We start from the raw sequence: 26,290 nt of genomic DNA on the forward strand, positions 1-26,290 counted from the left end.
CCGTACTACCCTAAAAGAAAGCACTCACATCTTATATCCTAGTATACACAATAAAAAGTATTTTTCAACTTTTTATTGTTAAGTTTGAAATTTAATTTCTTAAACGACTGTTTATTACAAAAACAGAAACAAAAAATTGAAATTTTATTTCAAAAATGCTATTATAGACTTAAATGTAGGCGAAAGGGCGGTTTTATTTAATGAGTAAAATACTTTGGGGTGGAGCAACAGCTTCTAGTCAATATGAAGGCGGATTCGATGGAGAAAAGGGAATGGACACACAAGACTGTCGTCCTTACTTACCAAGAACAAGTAACGCAACAACAGAAACGCGTTTATTAACAAAAAAAGTAATTGATAAAGCAAAAGACGAAAATAGTGATTTATTCTATCCTTTTAGAAAAGGATCACGCGGTGTTGACTTTTTAGAAGAAGATATTGAATTATTAGCAGAAATGGGAATTGATTTATATCGTTTTTCTATTAGTTGGTCAAGATTATTTCCAAATGGAGATGAGCTGACACCTAATGAAGCTGGTGTTGAGTATTACGACCGCGTCTTCAAATTATTAAAAGAAAAAAATATCAAAATTTTCCTAACGATGAATCACTATGCTGTTCCACTTAATATAGTAGAAAAGTATGATGGTTGGAAAAATAAAGAAACAATTAACTTATATATGAGATTTAGTGAATATGTCTTAACTCGTTGGGGAGAGTATGTTGAGTACTTCTTACCATTTAATGAAATTAATGCAGGTTACTTCTCACCATATAATGGTGTCGGACTTGTTAAAGAAGAAGATGGCAATTACTCATTTACAGATGTCTTCCAAAGTTTACATCATCAATTTGTCTCAAGTGCTAAAACAATTAAATTAGCTCGTGAGATGGGAATAAAAGGAACATTTGGTTCAATGATTTCTTGTTTCTGTTATTACCCACTAACACCAAAACCTGAAGATAATTTAAAACTAGTTCAAGATGAGCAAGTTAATCAATGGTTCTGTATGGATGTCTTATCAAAAGGTGAATATCCTTACTATATGACACCGTTCTTCAAGAAAAATGATGTTGTTTTAGATATAACAGAAGAAGAAATGCAATTGTTGAAAGATTATACATGTGACTTTGTATCATTCTCTTATTACTCTTCAAGTATTAGTACAACAGATGAAGACGGGAAACAAACTGCAGGAAACTTAGTTGTAACAACTAAAAATCCATATCTAAAAGCTAGTGAGTGGGGTTGGCAAATTGACCCAGTGGGCTTAAGAACAACTTTAAATAAAGTGTATGACCGTTACCAAAAACCAGTTATTATTTCTGAAAATGGATTTGGTGCTAATGATGTTTTAGAAGCTGATGGTAGTATTCATGACCCATATCGTATAGATTACTTTGAACAACATTTTGCTGAGATTTTAAAAGGCAAAGAAGACGGTGTTGATGTGAGAGCTTATATTGCTTGGGGAATTATTGATATTGTTTCAGCAGGTAGTTGTGAAATGGCTAAACGTTATGGTGTTGTTTATGTAGATGCTGATAGTGAAGGTAATGGCGATTATAAACGTTATAAGAAAGATAGTTTTACATGGTATAAAAACTTTATTGAAGAACAAAAGAAAGGTTAGTGAGTAGCAAATGTTAGAGAACTTAACAACAGAAAAGCGTAATGAAGATACACTGAATTTAGATAAATTAAGCATTATTGAAACAGTTACAAAAATGAATCAAGAAGATGAGAAAGTTATTGCTGCTATTGAGAAGAAAAAAGAATCCATCGCTGCTGTGATTGAACAAGTAGTGAAATCTTTGAAAAATGGTGGAAGATTATTTTACTTTGGTGCAGGAACAAGTGGCCGTCTAGGTATTCTAGATGCAGCTGAGTGTGTGCCAACATTTAGTACTGATCCTGAACTTGTACAAGGGATTATTGCGGGCGGTGAATCTGCCATGACAGTTGCCGTTGAAGGTGCTGAGGATTCAACTACGTTAGCTGAGGAAGATTTCAGAGAACGTGGTTTAACTGATAAAGATATCGTTATTGGAATTAGTGCTAGTGGACGTACACCTTATGTTATTGGTGGACTTAAATATGCAGCAGAAGTAGGGGCAACAACAGCTTCTATTTCATGTAATGAAAATGCTGAAATTAGTACATTCGCAAGTTTCCCAATTGAAGTAACAGCTGGACCAGAAATTTTAACAGGTTCAACTCGTTTGAAATCAGGAACATTACAAAAATTAATTTTAAACATGATTTCTACTATTAGTATGGTTCATTTAGGAAAAGTTTATGGTAACTTAATGGTAGATGTAAAACCAACTAATGAAAAATTAGTTGAACGTGCTAAAAATATCATTGTTGAAGCAACTGGATGTACAAAAGAAGAAGCAACACATTATTTTGAAGACAGTGATGAACAAGTAAAATTAGCGATTATTCGTATCTTAACTAAAACATCTAAAGAAGAAGGCTTAGCATTGTTAGAAGCTAACGACGGATTCATTAGAAAAGCTGTAGATAATCACTAAAACTAAGGGGTGTGTCTAGTGAATTACATATTAGGCGTAGACTGTGGTGGAACAAAAACTGAAGCAGAAGCGTATTCTTTAGATGGAAAATTACTAGCTAGTAGTACCTACGGATTTGGCAATGTAATTGTGGATTACGAGGCTGGTTTAAGTCATATAAAAGAAGCGATTAATGCTATTTTTGAAAAGTTACCTAAAGAAAAATGTGTGGGCATTACTTTAGGAATTGCTGGCATTGATAGTGGTGGACTTAAAACAAAAGTGAAGTCGGATTTATCCGTTATTCATGAAAATATCCATTTGATTAATGATGGTCAATTAGCTCATTATTCTATACTTAAAGGTGCTGACGGTGTGACTGTAACTGCTGGAACAGGCTCAGTAATTTTAGGCTTGGAGGATAATCAATGGTTTCGAGTAGGTGGCTGGGGTCATTTATTTGGAGATGAGGGTGGCGCCTATTTTATTGCTAAAAGAGGTATTCAAGAAGCTTTAAAAGAGTACGACAATAATCAATCTCCAAGTGAATTAACGAAGAAAATATTTAGTTACTTTGGTGTAACAACTGTTTTAGAATTAACTAAAAAAGTTTATTCATTAGATAAAGGTGACTTAGCAGCTTCTGCTATAGTAGTGGCTAATTTAGCAGAAAATAATCACACAGCAGCAAGTATTATTAATGAAGCTGGTGAAGATTTAGCAACAGGTATCTTACAGTGTCTAAATAAGATGCCTGAGTTAGAAAAACCAATTAAAATTGGTTTAAACGGTAGTGTAGTTGAAAAAAATCAACACGTATTAGAGGCTTTAAGTCGTAAATTAGATCAGGAAAATTTAGTTTACGAATTAAACATTAAAAAAGAATCATGTGCCAAAGGGGCATATTACTTAAATCAAAGGAATGGTGACAAGAAATGAGAAAATTAGGTATTTCAGTTTATCCAAATCATAGTTCAGTTGAAGAAATTAAAGCATACATGGACTTAGCAGCTAAGTATAACTTTACACGTGTCTTCACTTGTTTATTATCTGTTGAAGACGAAGAAAAAGACCAAATTGTTAAAGAATTCTCTGAAACAATTTTTTATGCTAAATCATTAGGAATGGAAGTTATTGCTGATGTGAGCCCTAAAGTATTTGGTCAATTAGATATTAGCTACAAAGATTTATCATTCTTTAAAGAAATCGGTGCTGATGGTATTCGTTTAGATATGGGATTCACTGGAAATGAAGAGTCAATGATGACATTCAACCCACAAGATTTAGATATCGAATTGAATATCAGTTCTGGTACTCGTTACTTAGAAAATATTTTAAGTTACCAAGCAAATAGTACTAAATTAATGGGTTGTCACAACTTCTATCCTCACCGTTACACTGGTTTAAGTTATGATCACTTTATCCGTACAACAGAAGTTTACAAAGAAAATGGTATCCGTACAGCAGCGTTTGTTAACTCACCAACTGCAACAATTGGACCATGGCCTGTAGAAGAAGGATTATGTACATTAGAAATGCACCGTGAGTGGCCTATTGCAACTCAAGCAAAACATTTATGGGCAACTGATTTAATTGATGACGTGATTATTGCCAACTCTTTTGCTTCTGAAGAAGAATTAAAAGCTTTAAGTAATATTGATCCATATAAATTAACTTTAGATTGTACATTAGTAGAAGATATTCCTGAGTTAGAGAAAAAAATCGTTTTAGAAGAATTCCACTTCAACCGTGGTGATGTTTCTGATTACGTGATTCGTTCAACTCAAAGTCGTGTGAAATACAAAGGTCATGACTTTAAACCATTTAACACAGCTGATATGAACACAGGAGATATTATTGTTGAAACATCTTTATATGCTCATTACGCTGGTGAATTACAATTAGCTCTTTTACCAATGGAAAACTCAGGTAAAACAAATGTAGTTGGATCAGTTACAGAAGATGATATGGTTCTGTTACCATATATTAAACCATGGCAAAAATTTGGCTTTAACTTAGTAAAATAAGAGGTGAGAAGATGAGTTACGCAGTAGGGATTATGTCAGGAACATCATTAGATGGTATTGATGTTGCTTTAGTGAAAATTACTGGTGAAACATATGAATTAGTTGATTTTCAAAGTTATTCTTTTGAACTTGGGATGAAAGAAAAAATTTCTCGTTCTCTAGCCAAAGAAACGTCTGACGTAGAATTAATTTGTAGTTTGAATTTTGAACTCGCTTATCTTTTTGGAGATGCCGTGTTAAAAATTTGCGAACACAATAAAATGAATAGTAGCGATTTAGAATTTGTAGCAAGTCATGGTCAAACTGTGTATCATCACCCTAAAAATGCGAATGGGCTAGTTTCATCAACTCTTCAAATTGGTGAATCTAGTATTATCGCTGAGATGACTAAGACAACGGTTGTTTCAGATTTTAGACCACGTGATATGGCAGTCGGTGGACAAGGTGCACCAATTGTTCCATTTTCAGAGTATGTCATGTATCGTAGCCAAACAAGTCAACGTATATTACAAAATATTGGTGGGATTTCTAATGCCACTATTATTCCTAAAAATGGTGCTTTAGATAAAATTGTAGCCTTTGATTGTGGACCTGGAAACATGATTATTGATGAGTTATGTCGCTATTTTTATAATGAAGAATATGATCGAGATGGCCAATATGGTTCTCTTGGAACAGTTAATGAAGCCTTATTACAAGACTTTATGTCACATCCATTTATCGCAAAACCTGCACCAAAAACAACAGGACGAGAAGAGTTCGGTAAACAATATGTAGAAGAAATGTTAGCTAAATATCCTGATATTTCTGCTAATGATTTCATTAAGACAGCAACACTCTTTACAGCAAAAGCAATTAGCTCAGCTGTAACACCTTATTTAGAGTTACCAACAGAATTAATCGTTGGTGGCGGTGGAAGCTATAACCCTGTTTTAATTGAATTATTAAAAGAAGAGTTGCCTGAGGTTAAGGTAATGATTCAAGAAGATATTGGTCTTTCATCTGATGCCAAAGAAGCCGTTGCGATGGTAGTTTTAGGTCATAGAACAATAAATAAATTACCAAGTAACGTACCAAGTGCCACAGGAGCCTCAAGAGATGTTATACTAGGGAAAGTGACATATTATTAATAAGTGAAAGTAGGAATACCAATGAATGGCAAACATGTGGATTATAGAGTGCGTAGTATTTTGGAAGACTTAACTCGCTCAGAGAGAAAAATTGCTCAGTTCGTCTTAGACAAACCAGAAGAAGTAATAAAAATGACGGCTAGTGAGCTGGCGAAAGTGTCAGAAACCAGCCCAGCATCTGTGATTCGTTTTTGTAAGTCCATTGGTATCCCAAGTTTCCCTGAATTAAAATTAGAACTTTCAGCTGAAAGAGATTCACCGGTAAACCAGGAATATTCTGATATTGTGCCGAATGAAAAAATATCAGATGTAAAGAGTAAATTATTAGGTAATGCCTATCAAGCCATGAAAGAAACAGTTCAGCTAGCAGATGAAGCTACCTTACTTAAAGCATCTAAAGAAATTGCAGATGCCTCATTTATTTATGTTTTTGGAATCGGTTCTTCTTATTTAGTGGCTGAAAATGTAGCTCAAAAATGGAACCGAATCGGAAAAGTATGTATTTGTATGGCTGATGTCCATCAATTAATTGCAAGCTTAACTTCTGCCCCAGAAGGAACCCTGTTTATTGGTATCTCTAATTCTGGTGAAACGGCTGAAGTCCTTTCACTAAACCAAATTGCACAAAACAGAGGACTTAAAACAATTAGTATCACAGAATTTGGAATGAATTCTTTAAGTAAGAAAACAGATATTAATTTAAATACAGTTCGTTCAAAAGAGGTAGCCTTAAGAAGTGCGGCAACAAGCTCTTTAATGTCTCAATTTATGCTAATCGACTTATTATTTTATACCTATGTTTTAGAAGATTACGACAAACATATGGAAAATATTTTAAACTCGAGAGAATTAGTTGATGACTACAAACGTATGACCTCGAAAAGATAAAAACAGTCACATTGTGTGACTGTTTTTTTATTGAGATTGAAACCATTCTAATGTCTCTTTTCTGGCAAGAGTATGGTTAACAATTGGGAAAGGATAATCTTGTCCTAAGTAAAAATTTAACTCAGCTTGTTGTTCTTTAGATAGAGAATGAGGTTCACGAATTAATTTACTTGGTAGTTTAGCTAATTCTGGAACATAAATCTTAATAAAGTCACCTTCTTTATCGAATTTCAAACTTTGAGTTGTAGGGTTAAAAATTCTAAAATAAGGAACCGCATCAGTACCTGTTGAAGCAGCCCACTGCCAACCACCAATATTACTAGCAGCGTCGTAATCAATGAGTTTTTCTGCAAAATATCTTTCGCCTAGTCGCCAGTCAATTAGCAAATCCTTTGTTAAAAAAGAAGCTACTAACATTCTTAGTCGGTTATGCATCCAACCAGTTTCATTTAATTGTCTCATAGCAGCATCAATTATGGGAAAACCAGTTTGACCATTTTTCCAAGCATCAAAAAATTCAGGATTATTTTTCCAGTTAAGACTTCGGTATTTTTCATTAAACTCTTCTTTGTACTGATTAGGATGGTAATGATAAATCATCTGGTAAAAATCACGCCAGGCTAATTCTTTCAAATAAATTTCTTGCCCTTGATGGCTTTCCCCGTCCATGACTATGTGCCAAACTTTTCTAATAGAAATTTGTCCTGTTGAAAGAAAAGAGGAAATATGACTAGTGCCATCTTTAAAGGGAAAATCACGTTTTAAATGATAAGATTCCAATTTGTTTGCAACAAAATCATTTAGTCTATCAGTAGCTTGTATTTCTCCAACTTCATTGGAAAACTCTTTTTTGCGATTACTTAACAGGTAGTTTAATTCTCTATCTCCGTCTTTTGTTAATTCTGGTAAATGGGCAGTGTATGGTGAAAAAGAGGAAACATCTAAATACCTATAGGCAGGTTTTGGTAGAGCAGCCCATTTTTTATAATAGGGTGTGAATTTCTGATAAGGAATTCCATCGTTTTTCAAAATATCCTTAGCTTTGTGTAAATGACTTTCTTCAAAAGCGTGGACAGAAATATGCTCAGATTCTAATAAGTGAGTTATACTTAAGTCTCTTTTTTGGCCAAAACCAGAATTATCTAGATTAAAATAGAGGTGTTTAAAGACAGGAAATTGAGTTTTTAAAGAAGAAAAAGCTTCAACTAAATCACCAGTTAAAAGATGAAGAGCTATCTTATTTTTAGCTAGTTCTTTTCTAAATTCTTCTAAGGCAGAAAAAAAGTAATCATGACTGGGTTCACCTATTTTGTATTGCTTTTGATCTAAATGAAAGAGACAAATTAGTCTATCATTTTTTTGAAGGGACTCTAAAGCATGATAAAAAGCAGTATTATCTTCTAATCGTAAATCTTTTCTAAACCACATCACATGAGTAATCATTTTCTCACTCCTTAATATCCTTAAACTTTTCTTCTTCTAGCAAACTCAACAAATCTGAATTTATCTAATCTATGATAAGACTCAGTATACTCAAAACATCTTGTATCCTCTAGAAAGACTAAACTTTTAACAGCGATGACATGAGAATCCTCAGGTCGTAAATCCATTAAGTCTTTCATTTCTTTTGTGACAGGTTCGACTTCAATTTCTTTTTTAGCATAAGCAATTTCTAGATTTAGTTCATTTTCAAAATATTCATAAATAGAGTCTTCTGCTTTTTCTATAGGCAATTCAGCGACAATATCAGTTAATAAAAAGTCTTTATCTAAGATAACGACTTCTCCGTCAATTCTTCTTTGTCTGACTAACTCCCAAACTTCAGCTGATTTATCCCAACTAGTCAGTTTTTGAACAGTTGGTGAGACAGTTGCTTTTTTTAAAGTTGTGACAATGGTTTCATTTGTAATAGCTTGTGTTTGTTGTAATTCTTTAAAACTAGTTAAACCAGATAAAGGAAAATCAAAGCGTTTAAAGTCTAAAACAAAAGAGCCTTTTCCCTGTTTTTTTTGGATATAGCCAGCATTTGTTAATAAGTTTAACGCTTTTCTGACTGTTTCTCTTGAAACACCGTAAATTTTAATTAATTGATTTTCACTAGGTAGTAAACTTTGAGGCGGGTATTCATTAGCTAAGATTTTTTGTTCTAAATCTAAAAAAATCTCATGAAATTTATTCAAAGGAACTCACTCATTTCGCAATATTTTTCTATTTTCATAGGCTCTTTCATTATAAGGTGGGGCTTTTTTTTTAGCAATATAAAAAGAAATAATAAAAAAAGCTTGCAATTGAAAAATGAAAACGTTATTATTGGTTTGTAAATACAACTTGTATAGTCAAGTTAGAAAAGAGGATTTGTTCATGGGTAAATATCAAGATGATGTGAAGCAACTACTTGAGTTTGTGGGCGGAAAAGAAAATATTTCAGGTGTTTCTCATTGTGCCACTCGTATGCGTTTTGTTTTAAATGATCCAAAAAAAGCAAACGAGAAAGCAATTGAAAAAATTCCAAGTGTTAAGGGTATGTTTACAAATGCTGGTCAGTTTCAAGTTATTATCGGCAATGATGTATCGACTTTTTATAATGAGTTTAGTGCTTATTCTGGTGTTGAAGGTGTCTCAAAAGAGCAAGGGAAAAGTTTAGCTAAACAAAACTTAAATCCGTTGCAACGTGCTATTTCTGTTTTAGCAGAAATTTTTACACCTATTATTCCAGCTATTATTGTTGGGGGACTTATTTTAGGGTTTAGAAATGTATTAGAAGGCATTCAGTTTGCTGGTTTAGGTGGTCAAACAATTGTTGAAGTATCACAATTTTGGAGTGGTGTGAATGCATTTCTTTGGTTACCAGGTGAGGCTATTTTCCACTTCCTTCCAGTAGGGATTACTTGGAGTATTGCTAAAAAAATGGGAACAACACAAATTTTAGGAATTATTTTAGGGATTACATTAGTGTCTCCGCAATTATTAAATGCATACGGTGTTGGTTCTACAGCAGCTGCTGATATTCCTGTTTGGGACTTTGGTTTTGCTCAAATTCAAATGATTGGTTACCAAGCTCAAGTTATTCCGGCTATGTTAGCAGGCTTTCTATTAGCTTACCTAGAAATCTTTTGGCGTAAAAAAATACCGGAAGCAATTTCTATGATATTTGTGCCATTTCTTTCATTATTACCAGCTATATTAGCTGCTCATGTTATTTTAGGCCCTATTGGTTGGAAAATCGGAACAGCTATCTCTGCAGTAGTTAATGCTGGTTTAACATCATCATTAAACTGGTTATTTGCGGGAGTCTTTGGTGCTTTGTATTCGCCATTAGTGATTACTGGTTTACATCACATGAGTAACGCTATTGATACGCAACTTGTAGCAGACTTTGGTACAACAAATCTTTGGCCAATGATTGCCTTATCTAATATTGCTCAAGGTTCAGCCGTTTTAGCGATTATTTTCTTGCATCGAGGAAACAAAGAGGAAGAACAAGTATCTGTGCCATCAATGATTTCAGCTTACTTAGGTGTAACGGAACCCGCGATGTTTGGGATTAACTTAAAATATGTTTATCCATTTGTAGCTGCTATGATAGGTTCAGGATTTGCAGCAATGTTCTCAACTATTATGGGTGTACGTGCTAACTCAATCGGTGTTGGTGGTTTACCTGGTATTTTGGCCATTAACTCAACAATTGGTGGCGGTTGGTTTGCCTTTCTAATTGCTATGTTAATTGCTGTTGTTGTGCCATTTATTTTAACTGTTTTCTTTGCTCGTCGCGGTATTTTTAATAAAGTAGAACAAGTCATGGAAGCTGAAGCAGTTGTAGAAGCTATGGCAGAATCAGCTACTACAGTTACTACAAATGAAGTTCTAATAAAAGAAGAAAATTTCTACGCACCAGCTGATGGTGAAGTTGTAGCTATTGACCAAGTAGCAGATCCTGTTTTTGGAACAAAAATGATGGGTGAAGGTTATGCTGTTAAACCAACAAGTCATGATGTTTACGCACCAGTTAAAGGAAAAATTACTAATATTTTTGAGACAAAACATGCTATTGGCTTTTTAACAGAGAGTGGTTTAGAAGTATTGCTTCATATGGGACTTGATACAGTTGAATTAAAAGGAGCACCTTTTAGTGTATTGGTCAATGTAGGAGATACTGTAGATGAGAACACAAAGGTTGCCACAATGGATTTAGAAAGAGTTAAAAATTCAGGTAAAGAAACTGATGTTGTTGTAGTTGTGACAAACTCAGATGTGTTAACTGACTTTTCTTTAGACATAGAACAAACAAGTAAAGCAAAAGAAAAAATTGGGGTAGCAACAAGAAATTAAAAATAGAGGCTGTGACTTACTTTTGTCGCAGTCTCTTTACTAGTATAAGTGAGGGAAAGAAAATGACGTTTAAAAATAAAGTGATTTATCAGATTTATCCGAAATCATTTTTAGATACAACAGGTAATGGTGTAGGAGATATTTTAGGAATTGTGAAAAAACTCCCTTATCTAAATCAATTAGGTGTGGATATGCTGTGGTTAAATCCAATTTATCCTTCACCTCAAAAAGATAATGGTTATGATATTTCAGATTATGTAGGTATTGACCCCTTATTTGGAACGATGGCAGACTTTGAAAAATTACTTCAAAAGGCAAAAAAATACGGAATAGATATTATGTTTGATATGGTTCTAAACCATGTATCTATAGAGCATGAGTGGTTCCAAAAAGCCTTAGCTGGAGATAAGAAATATCAAAATTACTTTATTTTAAGAGATACACCAACAGACTGGCAATCCAAATTTGGTGGAAAAGCTTGGTCGAAATTCGGTGATACAGATCAGTATTATCTTCATTTATTTGACCAAACACAAGCAGATTTAAATTGGCGAAACCCAGAAGTCAGAGAAGAATTAGCTGATGTAGTTAATTTTTGGCTTGAAAAAGGGGTTCGAGGTTTACGTTTTGATGTGATTAATGTGATTGGAAAAGACGAAGAATTAAAAAATAATCAAGTCAATGAAGGTAAAGCCGAGTACACCGACAAACCTATTACTCATGAATACCTACAAGAGTTAAATGCAAGAACATTTGGTAAGTATGAAGATGCGATTACTGTAGGTGAGATGAGTGCTACAACTATTGAAAGTTGTATTCTTTATACACAGCCTGAGCGCAATGAATTGTCTATGACTTTTAACTTCCATCATTTAAAAGTGGATTATAAAAATAAAGAAAAATGGACTATTATGGATTTTGATTTTGAAGAATTAAAGCATCTTTTCCACACTTGGGGAGAAGAGATGAGTGACGCTAACGGTTGGAATGCTTTGTTTTGGAATAATCACGACCAACCAAGAGCTTTGAACCGTTTTGTAGAGATTAAAGAATTTAGAGAAACTGGAGCTAAGATGTTAGGAGCTGCGATTCATTTAAGTCGTGGAACACCTTTTATTTATATGGGAGAAGAAATCGGTATGATTAATCCAGATTTTGATTCTATTGAAGCTTATAAAGATGTGGAAAGCTTGAATGCTTATCAACACTTATTAACAACAGGACTAGATAAAGAGAGTGTCATAGAGATTATTAAAGACAAATCTCGTGATAACTCAAGAATACCGATGCAATGGAATCAAGAAAAAAATAGTGGCTTTTCAACAGGGGAATCTTGGTTACAAGTGGCAGATAATTATCAAGAGATTAATGTGGAAAAAGAATTAGCAGAAGGAAGTATTTTTAGCTTTTACCAACAGTTAATTCACTTGAGAAAAGAAATGCCTTTAATTGCTGAAGGAAGTTATAAGGGATATGCTAAAGACCATAAGGCAGTTTATGCTTATATCAGAGAATGGCAAGGACAAAAATTACTTTGCTTAAATAACTTTTACAAAGAAGAAGTAGAAATAGAAATACCAGAAGAATTTTTATCAGGTAAAGTGTTAGTGGATAACTATGAAAAAACTAAAATTGAAGCAAAACAAACGTTAAAAGCTTATCAAACATTAGGGATTTTGGTTTAAAAAATGATGAAAAGCGTATGCTAATATTTGATGATTTTGATAATGACAAGAGGCTGTGACAAAAGTTCGTCACAGCTTTTTTGTTGTTGATTAATATTATATCATTTCATAAAATTTCGATCGGATTTCTCCCTACTAATCCAAAGAAGAATGCTATACTAGAAAAAATAAGGAGCGTGGCAAGATTAATGAAACAAGTTGAAAAAGAGAAGTTAAACCAAATAGAAAAATATGCTGAAACAATTCTTTTAGGGGATCAAACAGGTCATAGTATGGATCACATTAATCGAGTTGTTAAAAATAGTCAAAGAATTCAAGAAATAGAAGGTGGTGACCTATTTTTTGTATTAGCAGGTGCTTATTTACATGATGTAATGGATGATAAATTGGTGGCTGACGTATCAGAAGCAAGAATTGCTTTAACAAAATTTTTAAGTGAATTAGAACTTTCACCAAAAGAAATTACTCATTTATTTGAAATTATTGATAATGTTTCTTTTAGTCATCAACTAGAACAAGAAGTAGAATCACAACTTTCTATTGAGGCAAAAATTGTTCAAGATGCTGATAGATTAGATGCCATTGGGGCAATTGGTATTGGTCGCACCTTTTATTATGGAGGTAAAAAAGGTCACGCTATGTATGATCCAGCACTTCCACCACGAGAAAATATGACTAAAGAAGATTACCGAATCAACCAGTCAGTGATTAATCATTTTTATGAAAAATTGTTTAAACTACCTAGTATGATGCAAACAAATACAGCTAAAGAGTTAGCTAAAAGAAGAGTTAAGTTAATGGAAGATTTTGTAGAGGCTTTTCTTGAGGATTGGGAATAAAACATTAGAAAGGAGTTTTCGAGTAATGTCAATTAATATAAAAATAATAACTAAAGCTAATAAAGATGCCATAAACATTAAAAACGAGCCATTTGAACTGTTTGGAAGACTGATACCTAAGTATGATGGTGAAGAGTGGACTTATGATGTGGAGAAATTTGAAAAAATTAAAACGATGTGTTTTCCTGATGAATCTTATAATTTTGACGAAATCAATAAAGATGCTGTGTGTCTTGGTGCCTTTGATGGGGATAAGTGCATCGGTCTTGGGATATTTAAAGAAGGTTTTTTTAAATATATGTATTTATATGACTTTAAAGTTGATCAAGCTTACCGTGGAAAAGGAATTGGTGAGGAACTAATAAAAGAAGCTCAAAAAATAGCACAAGAAAAAGATTACATAGGAATCTACACACAAGGCCAAGATAATAATTTGGGTGCTTGCTTATTCTATTTGAAAACGGGATTTAAGATTGGTGGATTGGACACAAAAGTTTACAATGGGACATCCCAAGCTGATAAAAAAGATATTATTTTTTATTTAGATTTTAGTGAATAATTTTATAAAAGAAAAAGAGAGCAAACTTGCTCTCTTTTTTTAGTTATTCTTATGAATAGGAATCCAAATTTCTGTTACATGGTCTTCTGACATTGGGTCAAGATCTAGTGGGTAAGATTCAAAATCCGGAGCCTTTTTTTGAGTGTAAGTGGTACTTGGAAAGAAAGATTCATAAATATCTTGATACGTTTGACGAATAGCGTCAGGGACTTTACCAACAGCTTTAAATACAGCCCAGTCAGAAGTAGGAAGTGTAATTGTTTCTAACCTCTCAGACGTTGTTTTTTCATCAGTGTAGACACCAATAAAATAGTCATAAGCTTCACCTTCTTGAGGTATACAAATACCTAAAACAGTATTAGGTGAGTGCTCTGATTTTTCATTAATTACTTGATTAAATAAATCAGATTGATTAAATCTATCCCAAAAGTTAGGAATACTAGCTTGTCCAACTGCGATATTAGGATAACTTTCTTTAATACCTGTGATCATCATGTCTGGTTTGTTTGTAATTGAATAATTCATTTGAACGCCTCCTTTTATTTGGACACGAATAGACAACTTAGGAAAAATAGTTAACTCTAGTTGTTCTTTACGTGCCTTAGAAGGAGAGATGTTGAAAAGTTGTTGAAAGGCTCTGCTATAACTTTCTGAAGAACTGTAACCATATTTAAAAGCAATATCGATTATTTTTTCATCGGTTTCCCTTAAATCATATAGTGATTTAGAAAGACGTCTTTTTCTAATATAATCACCTAAAGTTAAACCAGAAAGAATCGAAAAAATCTTTTGGAAATTATACTCAGAAACCTTAGCAAGTTGTTCTATTTTTTTCATGTCGATGTTATCTTCTAAATGTTCCTCAATGTAATTAATAACAGCAGCAAATTCATTCATCTATTTCTTCCTCTCTTCTTCTTGAGACTATCATAATCAATTTTTTTACAGAAAACTGGATAAATATTGGCAAAAATTGTTAGATACTACATCCATCACATTGTTTATTCATAAAAAAAGACTGTGACTTATTTTGTCACAGCCCTAATTTTTATTTACCTTCAAATACTTTTTTCTCTGGTAATGGATATTCTGTTGCATCAATATTATCAGCAGCTAATGCTTCTTCAAAATCTTCTACACTTAAATCAATTTTTCTTGAGATATCAAAAACACTATGTAGAACATCGTGGAAATACATTGAGTTTCCTTGTTCAAAGTAAGCTTTGTATTCAGGAGAAGTGTTACTGTTTCCTGTTTCAGCTTGATATTTTTTCGCTTCTTCTAAGTAATCATTGAAGTGTGCTTTTGTATAGTCTGCAAAATGATTGAAAATATTGATAGCTAAACTTAAATCTTGATGCCAAGTAGCATAATTTTTCTTAGCAAGTCCGCCTTGAACCTCAATTAAACTAAATTGGTCATTTCTTAAATATTGAGTGATTAACATATCAATGTTTAAGCTAATCCCTGTGTAAGAAACGTCATTAAATTTAAATTCTTTTAAATCTTCTAATTCTTTTAATAAACTCTCAGGTGTAAAATTACGATTTTCTAAACTTTTGTATACTTTTTTTTGTTGAAACATGTGCTCATCCTCCAAAAAATATAATGATTTTATACCTTTATTATAATGGTTAGCGGGTAAATTACCAAGACTAATTAACAAAAAATAGTTATTTATTTAGATGAATGTTGTAATTATTAAGTAAATATTCAAAATTGTTAAAATAATAGTGACTGCCCAAGCAATAATGGTTACTAGAAAATGATTTTTAAATTCACCCATTAATTTTTCTTGGCTTGTAAAAATAGTCAAAGGAATAATAGACAGTGGTAAAGCAGCACTTAAAAAGACTTGAGAATAAATCAATAATTTTTCTACAACTTCCTCAGAATCACCAAATAAAAGAATCGCCACCACAACAGGTATAACAGCTAAAAAGCGAGTTATTAGTCGTCTAACCCATGTTGGTAATTGTAATTTAATGAAGCCCTCCATAATAATTTGTCCTGATAAAGTCCCAGTGATAGTTGAATTTTGACCAGAAGCAAGTAGAGCAACAGCAAATAAAACACTTAAAAGAGGTGAAGCAATCACACCAACGATTGATGAATCAGCTAGTGCGTGATATAAAGAACCTAGTGTTGTTAAAGTTTCTCCATGTCCGAAAAATAAGGTAGCACCTAAAGTTAAGAGTAAACAGTTAACAATAAAAGCAAACATTAATTGGATGTTTGAATCCCATTTGGCAAAACGGATGGCTTCTTTAATTTCAGCATGGTCTTCTCTGTTATATTGTCTAGATTGAACAATAGAAGAGTGAAGATATAGATTATGTGGCATAACAGTTGCACCGACAATTCCTAAAGCAAGCAGTAATGCTCCTTTATCAGTGACAACTTCTTTTCTTGGGATAAAACCTTGAAATAACTCAGGGACATTTGGTTGACCGAGAAAAACCTCATAAGAAAAAATAATAAAAATAGTAGCTATTAGTGTCATAACAATGGCTTCGATTTTTCTAAAGCCGAGTTTAGTTAACATTAGTAATAAAAAGACATCTAATATAGTGATAAATACACCGACTAAAAGTGGAAAACCAAATAATAAATTAAGAGCAACTGCACTCCCGATAACTTCAGCAATATCAGTAGCCATGATAGCTAATTCATTCATCACCCATAAAAAAGCACCTGTTTTTTTCTTAGTGTGAAGTCTTGTAGCTTGAGCTAAGTCCATTCCTGTTACAATACCAAGTTTTGCTGCCATATATTGTAATAGCATGGCAATTAAACTAGAAATCAAAATAACTGATAGTAGTAGATACCCATATTGAGCACCACCTGCAATGGAAGTTACCCAGTTACCAGGATCCATGTAACCAACAGCTACTAAAGCTCCTGGTCCTGAGTAAGCAATTAATTTTTTTATAAAACTAGCGTCTTTAGGTACTGAAACAGTGTTGTTAATTTCAGGTAGACTAAGACCGTTTAATTTTTCTGTTAAAATATTTTGATGTTTATTCATTTTAAAGGCTCCTTATAATTAATTCAGGGATACCTAAATTATATGCTTCGACGATGAAAAATCAAGCAGTTTGTTTTATTAGATATAATTCGTTATATTTATAGTAGAAGTAAAAAAACAAGGGGGAGAACAAGTTGGGGAACATTCAAAAAGAGAAAACACGATTCTTTATTGAAGAAGATGGTCATTTAGTAGGTGAAGTTAGATGGAGAGTTTTACCAAGTGGTGATTTTGATGTAAACGGAACATTTGTTAACCCTGATAGACGTGGAGAAGGTATTGCTGAAAGGTTAGTTCTAGAAGTTTTTAAAAAAGCAGAAGCTGAAAACGTAAAAATTTTGCCAAGTTGTTCTTATGTAGCCAACTATTTAGACGATCATGAAGAATACCGAGATTTGTTAATTTAAAATAATAAATGACTATGGGAGAGTTTTCGCTCGCTTTCTCATAGTCATATTTTTTTCTTTAGACTAAAAATGATAAGTAAACTGTGCTATAATGTTTGGGACTATATGTAAAAATGGGAGCAATTATCCCATAATATCAAGGAGGTTTACAAGTGGAGGAGAAAAAAACATTTTATATAACAACCCCCATTTATTATCCAAGTGGAAAATTACACATTGGTAGCTCATACACAACAATTGCTTGTGATGCTATGGCTCGCTTTAAAAGATTAAAAGGCTTTGATGTATTTTATTTAACAGGTTTAGATGAGCATGGACAAAAAATTGAACAAAAAGCAGACGAATTAGGGATTGAACCTAAAGAATATGTTGATAATATGGCTGCAGATGTTAAAAAATTATGGAATCTATTAGACATTGATTACGATAAATTTATTCGTACAACTGATGAATCTCATATGTCTACTGTTAAAAAAATATTCCAACAATTATTAGATCAAGGGGATATTTATTTAGGTGAGTACGAGGGTTGGTATTCAGTTTCTGATGAAGAATACTTTACTGAAAATCAATTAGCTGAAGTTTACCGTGACACAGATGGCAAAGTAATTGGTGGTAAAGCACCAAGTGGTCATGAAGTAGAACTTGTTAAGGAACAAAGTTACTTCTTCCGCATGAGTAAATATGCAGACCGTTTACTAGAACATTATGAAAAACACCCAGACTTTATCGAACCAGTTTCACGTAAAAATGAAATGATTAATAACTTTATCAAACCAGGTTTAGGTGATTTAGCAGTTAGTCGTACTTCATTCTCATGGGGAATTCCAGTTGATGCTGATCCAAAACATGTTGTTTATGTGTGGATTGATGCGTTATCAAACTATATTTCAGCATTAGGATATGGAACTGATGATGATAGTAATTTCCAAAAATACTGGCCAGCAGATGTTCATATGGTTGGGAAAGAAATCGTTCGTTTTCATACTATTTATTGGCCAATTATGTTAATGGCTTTAGATTTACCACTACCTAAGCAAATTTTTGCTCATGGTTGGTTAGTGATGAATGATGGTAAAATGTCTAAATCAAAAGGTAACGTTGTTTACCCTGAAATGTTAGTTAAACGTTATGGTTTAGATGCACTACGTTATTACTTAATGCGTGCTATTCCATTTGGTTCAGATGGTGTCTTTACACCAGAAGATTTTGTGGCTCGTGTGAACTATGACTTAGCTAATGATTTAGGAAACTTACTAAATAGAACGATTGCAATGATTAATAAATATTGTGATGGAAATGTCCCTTCATATGCTTCTCAAGTAACAGAATTTGACAGTGAATTATCTACGACAGCAGCAGATGTTATTAGTAAATACAACAAAGCAATGGAAAAAATGGAATTTAATATTGCTTTAGGCGAAGTGTGGAAATTAATTTCTCGTGCTAATAAATACATTGATGAAACACAACCTTGGGTATTAGCAAAAGACCCTAGTCGAGTGGCGGAATTAAATAGTGTAATGGTTCATTTAGCTGAAAGTTTACGAATCACAGCGATTCTTTTACAACCAGTAATGACAGAAACACCTAAAGAAATTTTACGTCAACTTGGAGTGGGTGAAGATTCATTATCAATGTTAGATATTCGTTTTGGTGACTATCCAAAAGATGCTAAAGTAATTAGTAAAGGCCAACCAATCTTCCCTCGTTTAGATATGGAAGAAGAGGTAGCTTACATTAAAGAACAAATGGCTCAATCAGCTACTTCTAAAGAAGAGGAAGAGTGGAATCCAGAAGAAACAGAATTAGTATCTTCAAAAGAAAAAGAAATTAAATATGAAGACTTTGATAAAGTAGAACTTAAAGTAGCAGAAGTAATTGCTTGTTCTAAAGTAAAAGGTGCCGATAAATTATTACAATTCCGCTTAGATGCTGGAGATAAAGGACATCGTCAAATCCTTTCAGGAATTGCTGAATTTTATCCAGACCCAACAGATTTAGTAGGTAAAAAGGTAGTTATCGTGGCGAATCTGAAACCTCGTAAATTACGTGGTCACATTAGCCAAGGAATGATTTTATCTGCTGAAAATCCAGATGGAACACTTCATTTAGTTGAAGCTCCAAAGGGCGCTCTAAACGGATCAATTATCGCTTAAAAAAATAAACGATTGAAGGGATTCTTTTTCCTTTCAGTCGTTTTCTTTTGTGTTAAACTAAGAATGATTGGAGTGAGGGTAATGATATTTGATACACATACTCATTTAAATGTAGAACAATTTAAAGATGAAATCCCTGAAGTAATGGAAAGAGCAAGAGAATTAGGTGTTAGTGAAATGGCTGTTGTCGGTTTTGATACACCGACTATAGAAAAATCATTAGAACTTAGTCATACATATGAAAATATTTATAGTATTATTGGCTGGCATCCAACTGAAGCTGGAAGTTATACAAAAGAAATAGAAACCAAATTACAGCAACAACTAGAAGATGAGAGAGTTGTTGCACTTGGAGAAATCGGCTTAGATTATTACTGGATGGAAGATCCTAAAGAGGTACAGGATAAAGTATTCAGACGTCAAATTGCTATTGCTAAAGAGATGAACCTACCAATAAGTATTCATACAAGAGATGCTATTGAAGATACGTATAAGATATTAAAAGAAGAAAAAATTAATAATATTGGTGGCATTATGCATAGTTTTAGTGGAGATGCTGAGTGGGCAAAACGTTTCTTAGACCTTGGGATGCATATTTCCTTTAGTGGTGTTGTAACTTTTAAAAAAGCATTTGAAGTTCATGAAGCAGCAAGTTTTGTTCCATTAGACAAATTACTTGTTGAAACAGATGCACCTTACTTAGCCCCCATGCCATATAGAGGAAAGCGTAATGAACCAGGTTACACACGTTATGTTGTAGAAAAATTAGCTGAGTTAAGGAATCTTCCTTTTGAAGAAGTAGCAAAAATTACGCAAGAAAATGCGCATAAATTATTTAGAATAGGTGCCAAATGACAGAGAGAATAAAAATAGAAGAAATTATTGTTGTTGAGGGAAAAGATGATACTAAAAGACTACAACAATTTCTTGATTGTGACACCATTGAAACCAATGGCTCAGCTTTAAGTGAAGAAACCTTAAAAAAAATAAGTCATGCTGAAGAAGTTCGTGGAGTGATTATTTTTACTGATCCTGATTTTTCAGGAGAAAAGATTAGAAAACAAGTAACAGAAGTAGTTCCTACTGCTAAGCATGCTTTTATTTCACGTAAAAAAGGTGTTCCAAAAAAATCTGGTGGTAGTTTAGGTGTCGAACATGCTGATAAGGAAACGATATTAGAGGCTCTAAGAAATATTTCAACTCCAACAACAGAAGATTTTGTTTCAGAAATTACTCAAGAAGATTTAATTCGTTTTGGCTTGATTGCAGGTGTATCAGCTAAAAAAAGAAGAGAAATTTTAGGTGAAGCACTTAATATTGGTTATACTAATGGCAAACAATTACAAAAGAGATTAAAAATGTTCCAAATTACAAAAGAAGAATTTACTAAAGCAATGAAAGAAATATTAAAGGATGAAGACTATGACGGATTATAAAGATATCGCAACACCTAGCCGTACCAAAGAAATCTTAAAAAAATATGGATTTTCATTTAAAAAGAGTCTTGGACAAAATTTTTTAACTGAACCTAACATTTTAAGAAATATTGCAGCAACGGCAGAATTATCTGACACAGATAATATTATTGAAATTGGCCCAGGAATTGGTGCTTTGACAGAACATTTAGCTCGTTCAAAGGGAGAGGTTTTAGCCTTTGAAATTGATCAACGTTTAATTGAGGTACTAGAAGATACACTAAGTCCATATCCAAATGTAACAGTGATAAATGAAGATATTTTAAAAGCAGATATTAGTACAATCGCGAGAGAGGTTTTTTCAACTAAGGGTGAGATTAAAGTAGTTGCTAACTTACCTTATTACATTACAACGCCGATTATGATGCATTTATTAATGTCAGACTTAGATATTACGTCAATGACTGTTATGATGCAAAAAGAAGTAGCAGACCGAATTTCAGCAGTTCCAGGAACAAAAGCTTATGGTTCTTTATCAATTGCTGTTCAGTACTATATGGATGCTAAACTAGCCTTTATTGTTCCGAAAACAGCTTTTGTGCCACAACCAAATATTGACTCAGCTATTTTACATTTAACTAAAAGAGATGAGCCAATTGTTAAAGTATTAGATGAAGACTTTTTCTTTACATTAACTAAATCAGCATTTACCCAAAGAAGAAAAACATTATGGAACAATTTAACGAGTCATTTTGGAAAAGATGAACAAACTAAAGAATGGTTAGAAACAGCTTTAGCAGAAGTTGGTATTGACCCAAAACGCCGCGGGGAAACTTTAAGTATTCAGGAGTTTGGTGATTTAGCAAACGTGTTAATAACGAACAAAAAATAATAACTTGGAACTAATGTACGTTGACAAAACTCTGTGCATTGGTTATCATAGTTCCAAAAGATGTTGGAGATGAATAAAATGAAAAACAGATCTGTCCAGTCCTTAACCTATACGTCACTACTTATTGCTTTAGGTATTATGATACCTTTAGTGATGCCAGTTAAAGTTGTTATTGGTCCTGCGTCATTTACTTTAGCTAGTCATGTACCTGTATTTTTAGCAATGTTCGTATCACCTGTAGTTGCTGTTTTAGTTGCTTTAGGAACAGCTTTTGGTTTCTTTTTAACACTACCATTTATTATCGGTATGAGAGCTTTATCTCACGTGATTTTTGCTTTTTTAGGAGCTTTATATTTAAGCAAACGTCCTGAATTAGTAGATTCACCAAAAAAAATGTTGGTATTTAACGTTATTATTGGTTTAATCCATGCTGCCTGTGAAACTTTAGTAGTAACAATCTTTTTCATGGCAGGAAAATTATCGCCTGAAAGTTACACATCTGGCTTTTTCGTAACAGTTTTCCTATTAGTAGGAGTAGGTGGATTCATTCATAGTCTAATTGACTATACAATTGCTTTTTCAATTGCTCAAAAAATTGGTTGGAAATTTAAATTTCCAGTTTACTTAGCAGCACACAAACAAAAATAATTAAAAAAAGAGTCTGACAGGATGGTGTCAGACTCTTTTAATTTTCACATAAAGTGAAAAGAGGGAATATAATTTAACGGATAACTGCTTCAGTTTCAGCGTCGAAGAAGTGTCCTTTGTTTAAGTTAAATGCTAATTCAATATTTTCACCAGGAACATATGAAGAACGAGCATCAACTTTAGAAATAAATTCTGTTTCTCCTGTACGAGTATAAAGCATTGTTTCAGCTCCAAGTAATTCAGAAACAACTACTTCAGAATTAACAACACTATGTGGAGAAGCATCTTTTACGATTGGTTCACTGTGGATGTCTTCTGGACGAATACCAAAGACTAATTTTTTACCAGCGTATCCTTGTTCTCTTAATACTTTAAATTTACCCTCTGGTACTTGTAATCTTAAATGATCACTATCAGTAATATAACCATCTTCACCTAAAGTTACGTTGAATAAGTTCATTGCTGGAGAACCGATAAAGCTTGCAACGAATACGTTGTTTGGTGTGTCATAAACTTCTTTAGGAGAACCGATTTGTTGGATAAATCCGTCTTTCATGATAACAATTCTGTCAGCCATAGTCATCGCTTCAGTTTGGTCATGGGTAACGTAGATTGTTGTTGTTTCTAAACGACGGTGTAATTTAGCAATTTCAGCACGCATTGCTACACGTAATTTAGCATCTAAGTTTGATAAAGGCTCATCCATTAAGAATACTTTAGCATCACGAACGATTGCACGACCTAAAGCCACACGCTGTCTTTGTCCACCAGATAAAGCAGCAGGTTTACGTTGTAAGTATTCAGTTAAACCTAAAATTTCAGCAGCGTTATCAACACGTGTTTTAATTTCAGCTTTGTCATATTTACGTAATTTAAGACCAAAAGCCATGTTATCGTAAACTGTCATATGTGGATATAAAGCGTAGTTCTGGAATACCATTGCGATGTCACGGTCTTTAGGAGCAACATCATTTACGATGCGGTCTCCAATCCATAATTCACCTTCAGAAATATCTTCAAGACCAGCGATCATACGTAGAGTTGTCGATTTACCACAACCAGATGGTCCAACGAATACGATAAATTCTTTATCTTGAATATCTAAGTTAAAGTCTGTTACAGAATAGTTAGGGTTACCATCATATTTTTTATGTATGCTTTTTAATGCGATTTCTACCATTTGTAGTGTCCTTCTTTCTTTATCTTTGATAGATACAGTATAATAGAAAATGTAATACGCTTACAATGTTAAAAGTGACCAATCATTTATGTCACTTTGCCGAAAAAATATAATTAAAGGAGATAATTTTATGAATATTGCACTAATTGCTCATGACAAGAAAAAGAAAGCTTTAATTAAAGTCGCTGTAGAATATGAAGATATATTAAGTAAACATACACTTTTTGCTACTGGAACAACAGGTTCTAAAATTATGGAAAATACAAAATTGAATATTCATTGTTTTAAATCAGGACCACTTGGAGGAGACCAACAAATTGGTGCAAAAGTTTCTGAAGGTGAGATGGATATGATTATTTTCTTTAGAGATCCCTTAACAGCTCAGCCTCATGAGCCAGATGTAAATGCTTTGATTCGTCTAAGTGACGTCTATGAAATCCCTTTAGCTACCAATAAAAGTACGGCTATTTTACTATTAAAAGAACTGAAAAATTTGGCGGAAATTTGACGTGAATCCTCTTTATTGTAATTATTATGAAGTATGATATAGTCTAATTGTAAAACAAAAAAACAGAGTAGGAAACGATGCGTAAAGTGCTAGTGGGATGGGATGTTGCTCACTGGACGAAAAGTGCTAATGGAGTACTTGCGACATGGTTTCTGCATTCGCTGCATATTGGATGTAGCAACTCTATGAAAAGGAGATGCTAGAATGGAAAAACAACGTTTTACAACGAAATCTATTGCACTGATGGGGGTGCTGATTGGACTACGAATAGTTTTATCGCAATTTTTATCGATAACAACACCATTTGTTAAAATCAGTTTTTTCTTTATTCCTGTAGTTATTATGGCCATTATGTTTGGTCCAGTATTAACGGGAGCGGGAAATGCAATAGGAGATTTTATTGGAGCTTTATTGTTCCCAGCAGGAGGAGCTTACTTCCCGGGGTTTACATTAACTGCTTTAATAGCAGGATTAATTTATGGAGCTTCCTATCATAAAAAGGAATTAACACTAAAAAGAATTATTATAACGAATATTATCGTTACGTTTTTAGTTAGTTTTCCTTTAAATACTTTATGGTTATACATGATATTTAGTAGTTCAGTAGTCGCTATGATTCCCACTAGGTTAATTGCTTCACTTATATTATGTGCAGTTCAAATTGCTGTAACATATTCACTAGCAAACGTGAGTGTGTTCCAAAAACAAGTTATAAAATTTAATGCCTAAGCAAAAGACCGTTGGAAAATAATTTTCCAACGGCTTTTTTTATGCTTGTTGTTTGGTTGCTGCAATAGATATTTCTCTAATAGTTACTTCTTGTGGCATATTGTAAATAAAGAAAATAGTTTCGGCAACCTTGGCAGGATCTAAAGTTAAACCACCCATACTTTCTTTCCAAGAATTATAGTCAGTAAGAGACTTCTCATTTGTAACATGAGTTAAAAGCTCAGTTTCAGCAGCTCCAGGAGAAACTAGGCTAACACGGACATTACTATCTGCTACTTCTTGGCGAATTGTTTCAGTTAAACCATGAACGCCAAATTTACTAGCTGCATAAGCTGCGTGATCTACAAAAGCTTTGTAACCTGCAATGGAAGATACATTAATAATCGTTCCTTGATTTCTTTTAGTCATATTACCTAAAACAGCTTTCATTCCATTTAAAACACCAATCACATTTGTCTGGAGCATAGTTTGCCATTCTGATTCATCTTGCTCAGTAATATTACCAAGTAGCATAACACCGGCATTATTAACCAGTAAATCGGCAGGACCATAAATACTTTCAGCTTTTTTTATAGCTGCATTCAACTCATTAATCTGAGTAACGTCTATGTTTTCAATGAGAATATTCTCAAAATTTAGGGGTAGTTGCTTAATTTTTTCCACGCGTCGGGCGATTAGTAATAGTGGGAACCCTTTTTGATTAAAAATCTCAGCTGTTTTAGCACCAAAACCTGAGCTGGCACCTGTAATAATGATTAATGGTTTGTTTGACATTTTTTCAACACATCCTTATATTTATAGAAACTATAAAAAGAGTATAGCTCTTGGAGTTAACTCCAAGGCAAGAGAAAGAGTGAAAAAAATGTATACAATTGGACAAGTTGCTGAATTAACGCAAATTACTACGGATACACTTAGGTATTATGATAAGATTGGCTTGTTGCCATTTGTAAAAAGAAATGAATTTGGTCATCGTTTATTCAGTGAGAGAGATTTAAAATATTTAGAAGTTATTCAATGTCTAAAAAAATCAGATGTTCCTGTGAAAGAAATCGGTCAATTTGTAGAATGGACTATTATAGGAGATGACACACTAGAAAAAAGAAAAGACTTCTTTACTGAGAAACAAAAAGATTTAGAAGAAAAAATATCCTCACTAGAATCGATGCTAGCCTTTCTAAAATGGAAGAAATGGTACTATGAAGAGGCTTGTGTTGCAGAAACTGAAGCGATTCATTTTGTAGAAGGCACTCGTTCTTTTAATCCATTAGTACTGGATAGATACAATGAGATGCAACTAAATGAAAAAGATAAAATCAAAACAACACCTCGTCATTTGAAATAAAAGAG

General features: G+C 33.2%; 26 protein-coding genes and 1 riboswitch. Of the genes, 19 read left to right on the forward strand and 7 right to left on the reverse strand.

What is annotated here, in order from left to right; genetic code table 11:
- The first annotated feature begins 200 nt into the window (after positions 1-200).
- From DFR54_RS04685 to DFR54_RS04710, 6 genes are read left to right on the forward strand one after another with little or no spacing between them, the layout of a single operon-like run.
- A complete protein-coding gene (locus tag DFR54_RS04685) occupies positions 201-1,634 on the forward strand; it encodes a glycoside hydrolase family 1 protein (protein WP_114289126.1) in 1,434 nt (477 codons plus the stop codon).
- A gap of 10 nt (positions 1,635-1,644) precedes the next feature.
- A complete protein-coding gene (gene murQ / locus DFR54_RS04690) occupies positions 1,645-2,538 on the forward strand; it encodes an N-acetylmuramic acid 6-phosphate etherase (protein ID WP_114289127.1) in 894 nt (297 codons plus the stop codon).
- Positions 2,539-2,556: 18 nt separating this feature from the next.
- On the forward strand, positions 2,557-3,456 hold the full coding sequence (locus DFR54_RS04695; protein WP_170126919.1) for a BadF/BadG/BcrA/BcrD ATPase family protein: 900 nt from the start codon (positions 2,557-2,559) through the stop codon (positions 3,454-3,456).
- The gene (locus DFR54_RS04700; RefSeq protein ID WP_086341027.1) at positions 3,453-4,544 is read left to right on the forward strand and encodes a DUF871 domain-containing protein; all 1,092 of its coding nucleotides are present in this window, start codon (positions 3,453-3,455) and stop codon (positions 4,542-4,544) included. The genes DFR54_RS04695 and DFR54_RS04700 overlap by 4 nt, the downstream gene beginning before the upstream one ends.
- 11 nt (positions 4,545-4,555) lie before the next feature.
- A complete protein-coding gene (gene anmK, locus DFR54_RS04705; protein WP_114289129.1) occupies positions 4,556-5,674 on the forward strand; it encodes an anhydro-N-acetylmuramic acid kinase AnmK in 1,119 nt (372 codons plus the stop codon).
- 21 nt (positions 5,675-5,695) lie between these two features.
- Positions 5,696-6,562, forward strand: coding sequence for a MurR/RpiR family transcriptional regulator (locus DFR54_RS04710; RefSeq protein WP_086341029.1), 867 nt, complete (start codon positions 5,696-5,698; stop codon positions 6,560-6,562).
- Positions 6,563-6,589: 27 nt separating this feature from the next.
- Here the strand turns inward: DFR54_RS04710 and DFR54_RS04715 are convergent, their stop codons facing one another.
- The gene (locus DFR54_RS04715) at positions 6,590-8,005 is read right to left on the reverse strand and encodes a cryptochrome/photolyase family protein (protein ID WP_114289130.1); all 1,416 of its coding nucleotides are present in this window, start codon (positions 8,003-8,005) and stop codon (positions 6,590-6,592) included.
- 20 nt (positions 8,006-8,025) lie between these two features.
- Positions 8,026-8,742, reverse strand: coding sequence for a trehalose operon repressor (gene treR / locus DFR54_RS04720; protein ID WP_114289131.1), 717 nt, complete (start codon positions 8,740-8,742; stop codon positions 8,026-8,028).
- A 181-nt stretch (positions 8,743-8,923) separates the two neighbouring features.
- Between treR and treP the strand changes: the two genes are divergently transcribed.
- The 4 genes from treP to DFR54_RS04740 all read left to right on the forward strand — a co-directional run bounded on the left by treP (position 8,924) and on the right by DFR54_RS04740 (position 13,974).
- Entirely contained in the window at positions 8,924-10,891 is a 1,968-nt protein-coding gene (treP, locus tag DFR54_RS04725; RefSeq protein ID WP_114289132.1) for a PTS system trehalose-specific EIIBC component, read from the forward strand.
- A 62-nt stretch (positions 10,892-10,953) separates the two neighbouring features.
- Complete coding sequence (gene treC / locus DFR54_RS04730) at positions 10,954-12,576, forward strand: alpha,alpha-phosphotrehalase (RefSeq protein ID WP_114289133.1); 1,623 nt, start codon at positions 10,954-10,956, stop codon at positions 12,574-12,576.
- A gap of 188 nt (positions 12,577-12,764) precedes the next feature.
- Positions 12,765-13,415, forward strand: a complete 651-nt coding sequence (locus DFR54_RS04735) for an HD domain-containing protein (RefSeq protein WP_114289134.1) — start codon at positions 12,765-12,767, stop codon at positions 13,413-13,415.
- Between the two features lie 25 nt (positions 13,416-13,440).
- The gene (locus DFR54_RS04740) at positions 13,441-13,974 is read left to right on the forward strand and encodes a GNAT family N-acetyltransferase (RefSeq protein ID WP_114289135.1); all 534 of its coding nucleotides are present in this window, start codon (positions 13,441-13,443) and stop codon (positions 13,972-13,974) included.
- A gap of 39 nt (positions 13,975-14,013) precedes the next feature.
- Here DFR54_RS04740 and DFR54_RS04745 read toward each other — a convergent pair whose 3' ends face one another.
- The 3 genes from DFR54_RS04745 to DFR54_RS04755 all read right to left on the reverse strand — a co-directional run bounded on the left by DFR54_RS04745 (position 14,014) and on the right by DFR54_RS04755 (position 17,002).
- Positions 14,014-14,871 carry an AraC family transcriptional regulator gene (locus DFR54_RS04745; protein WP_114289136.1) on the reverse strand — a complete coding sequence of 286 codons (858 nt, stop codon included), beginning with the start codon at positions 14,869-14,871 and terminating at the stop codon, positions 14,014-14,016.
- A 151-nt stretch (positions 14,872-15,022) separates the two neighbouring features.
- A complete protein-coding gene (locus DFR54_RS04750) occupies positions 15,023-15,559 on the reverse strand; it encodes a hypothetical protein (protein ID WP_114289137.1) in 537 nt (178 codons plus the stop codon).
- Positions 15,560-15,655: 96 nt separating this feature from the next.
- Positions 15,656-17,002 carry an Nramp family divalent metal transporter gene (locus DFR54_RS04755; protein WP_114289138.1) on the reverse strand — a complete coding sequence of 449 codons (1,347 nt, stop codon included), beginning with the start codon at positions 17,000-17,002 and terminating at the stop codon, positions 15,656-15,658.
- A gap of 134 nt (positions 17,003-17,136) precedes the next feature.
- Between DFR54_RS04755 and DFR54_RS04760 the strand changes: the two genes are divergently transcribed.
- The 6 genes from DFR54_RS04760 (at position 17,137) to DFR54_RS04785 (ending at position 22,523) form a co-directional block, all read left to right on the forward strand.
- Positions 17,137-17,409 (forward strand): GNAT family N-acetyltransferase, encoded by a 273-nt coding sequence (locus tag DFR54_RS04760; protein ID WP_114289139.1) that lies wholly within the window; start codon positions 17,137-17,139, stop codon positions 17,407-17,409.
- Positions 17,410-17,561: 152 nt separating this feature from the next.
- Positions 17,562-19,568 (forward strand): methionine--tRNA ligase, encoded by a 2,007-nt coding sequence (gene metG, locus DFR54_RS04765; protein ID WP_114289140.1) that lies wholly within the window; start codon positions 17,562-17,564, stop codon positions 19,566-19,568.
- Positions 19,569-19,649: 81 nt separating this feature from the next.
- Positions 19,650-20,423, forward strand: a complete 774-nt coding sequence (locus DFR54_RS04770) for a TatD family hydrolase (protein ID WP_114289141.1) — start codon at positions 19,650-19,652, stop codon at positions 20,421-20,423.
- Positions 20,420-21,004, forward strand: coding sequence for a ribonuclease M5 (gene rnmV, locus DFR54_RS04775; protein ID WP_114289142.1), 585 nt, complete (start codon positions 20,420-20,422; stop codon positions 21,002-21,004). Before DFR54_RS04770 ends, rnmV begins: the two co-directional genes overlap by 4 nt.
- Entirely contained in the window at positions 20,991-21,875 is an 885-nt protein-coding gene (rsmA, locus tag DFR54_RS04780) for a 16S rRNA (adenine(1518)-N(6)/adenine(1519)-N(6))-dimethyltransferase RsmA (RefSeq protein ID WP_114289143.1), read from the forward strand. Before rnmV ends, rsmA begins: the two co-directional genes overlap by 14 nt.
- A gap of 78 nt (positions 21,876-21,953) precedes the next feature.
- On the forward strand, positions 21,954-22,523 hold the full coding sequence (locus DFR54_RS04785) for a hypothetical protein (RefSeq protein WP_086341043.1): 570 nt from the start codon (positions 21,954-21,956) through the stop codon (positions 22,521-22,523).
- A 73-nt stretch (positions 22,524-22,596) separates the two neighbouring features.
- On the opposite strand, the gene DFR54_RS04790 is transcribed toward DFR54_RS04785, so the two are convergent.
- Positions 22,597-23,703: an ABC transporter ATP-binding protein gene (locus tag DFR54_RS04790; RefSeq protein ID WP_114289144.1), complete on the reverse strand. Its 1,107-nt coding sequence runs from the start codon at positions 23,701-23,703 to the stop codon at positions 22,597-22,599.
- 130 nt (positions 23,704-23,833) lie between these two features.
- Here DFR54_RS04790 and DFR54_RS04795 point away from each other — a divergent pair, with 130 nt between their 5' ends.
- Positions 23,834-24,211, forward strand: coding sequence for a methylglyoxal synthase (locus tag DFR54_RS04795; RefSeq protein ID WP_114289145.1), 378 nt, complete (start codon positions 23,834-23,836; stop codon positions 24,209-24,211).
- Between the two features lie 61 nt (positions 24,212-24,272).
- Positions 24,273-24,377, forward strand: a riboswitch (THF riboswitch).
- A 38-nt stretch (positions 24,378-24,415) separates the two neighbouring features.
- A complete protein-coding gene (locus DFR54_RS04800) occupies positions 24,416-24,940 on the forward strand; it encodes a folate family ECF transporter S component (protein ID WP_114289146.1) in 525 nt (174 codons plus the stop codon).
- A gap of 39 nt (positions 24,941-24,979) precedes the next feature.
- On the opposite strand, the gene DFR54_RS04805 is transcribed toward DFR54_RS04800, so the two are convergent.
- Positions 24,980-25,714: an SDR family oxidoreductase gene (locus tag DFR54_RS04805; protein WP_114289147.1), complete on the reverse strand. Its 735-nt coding sequence runs from the start codon at positions 25,712-25,714 to the stop codon at positions 24,980-24,982.
- An 88-nt stretch (positions 25,715-25,802) separates the two neighbouring features.
- On the opposite strand from DFR54_RS04805, the gene DFR54_RS04810 reads away from it, so the two are divergent.
- Complete coding sequence (locus DFR54_RS04810; RefSeq protein WP_114289189.1) at positions 25,803-26,285, forward strand: MerR family transcriptional regulator; 483 nt, start codon at positions 25,803-25,805, stop codon at positions 26,283-26,285.
- Positions 26,286-26,290: the final 5 nt, after the last annotated feature.

Source organism: Vagococcus fluvialis (genome assembly GCF_003337315.1).
GTDB classification, from domain to species: domain Bacteria; phylum Bacillota; class Bacilli; order Lactobacillales; family Vagococcaceae; genus Vagococcus; species Vagococcus fluvialis.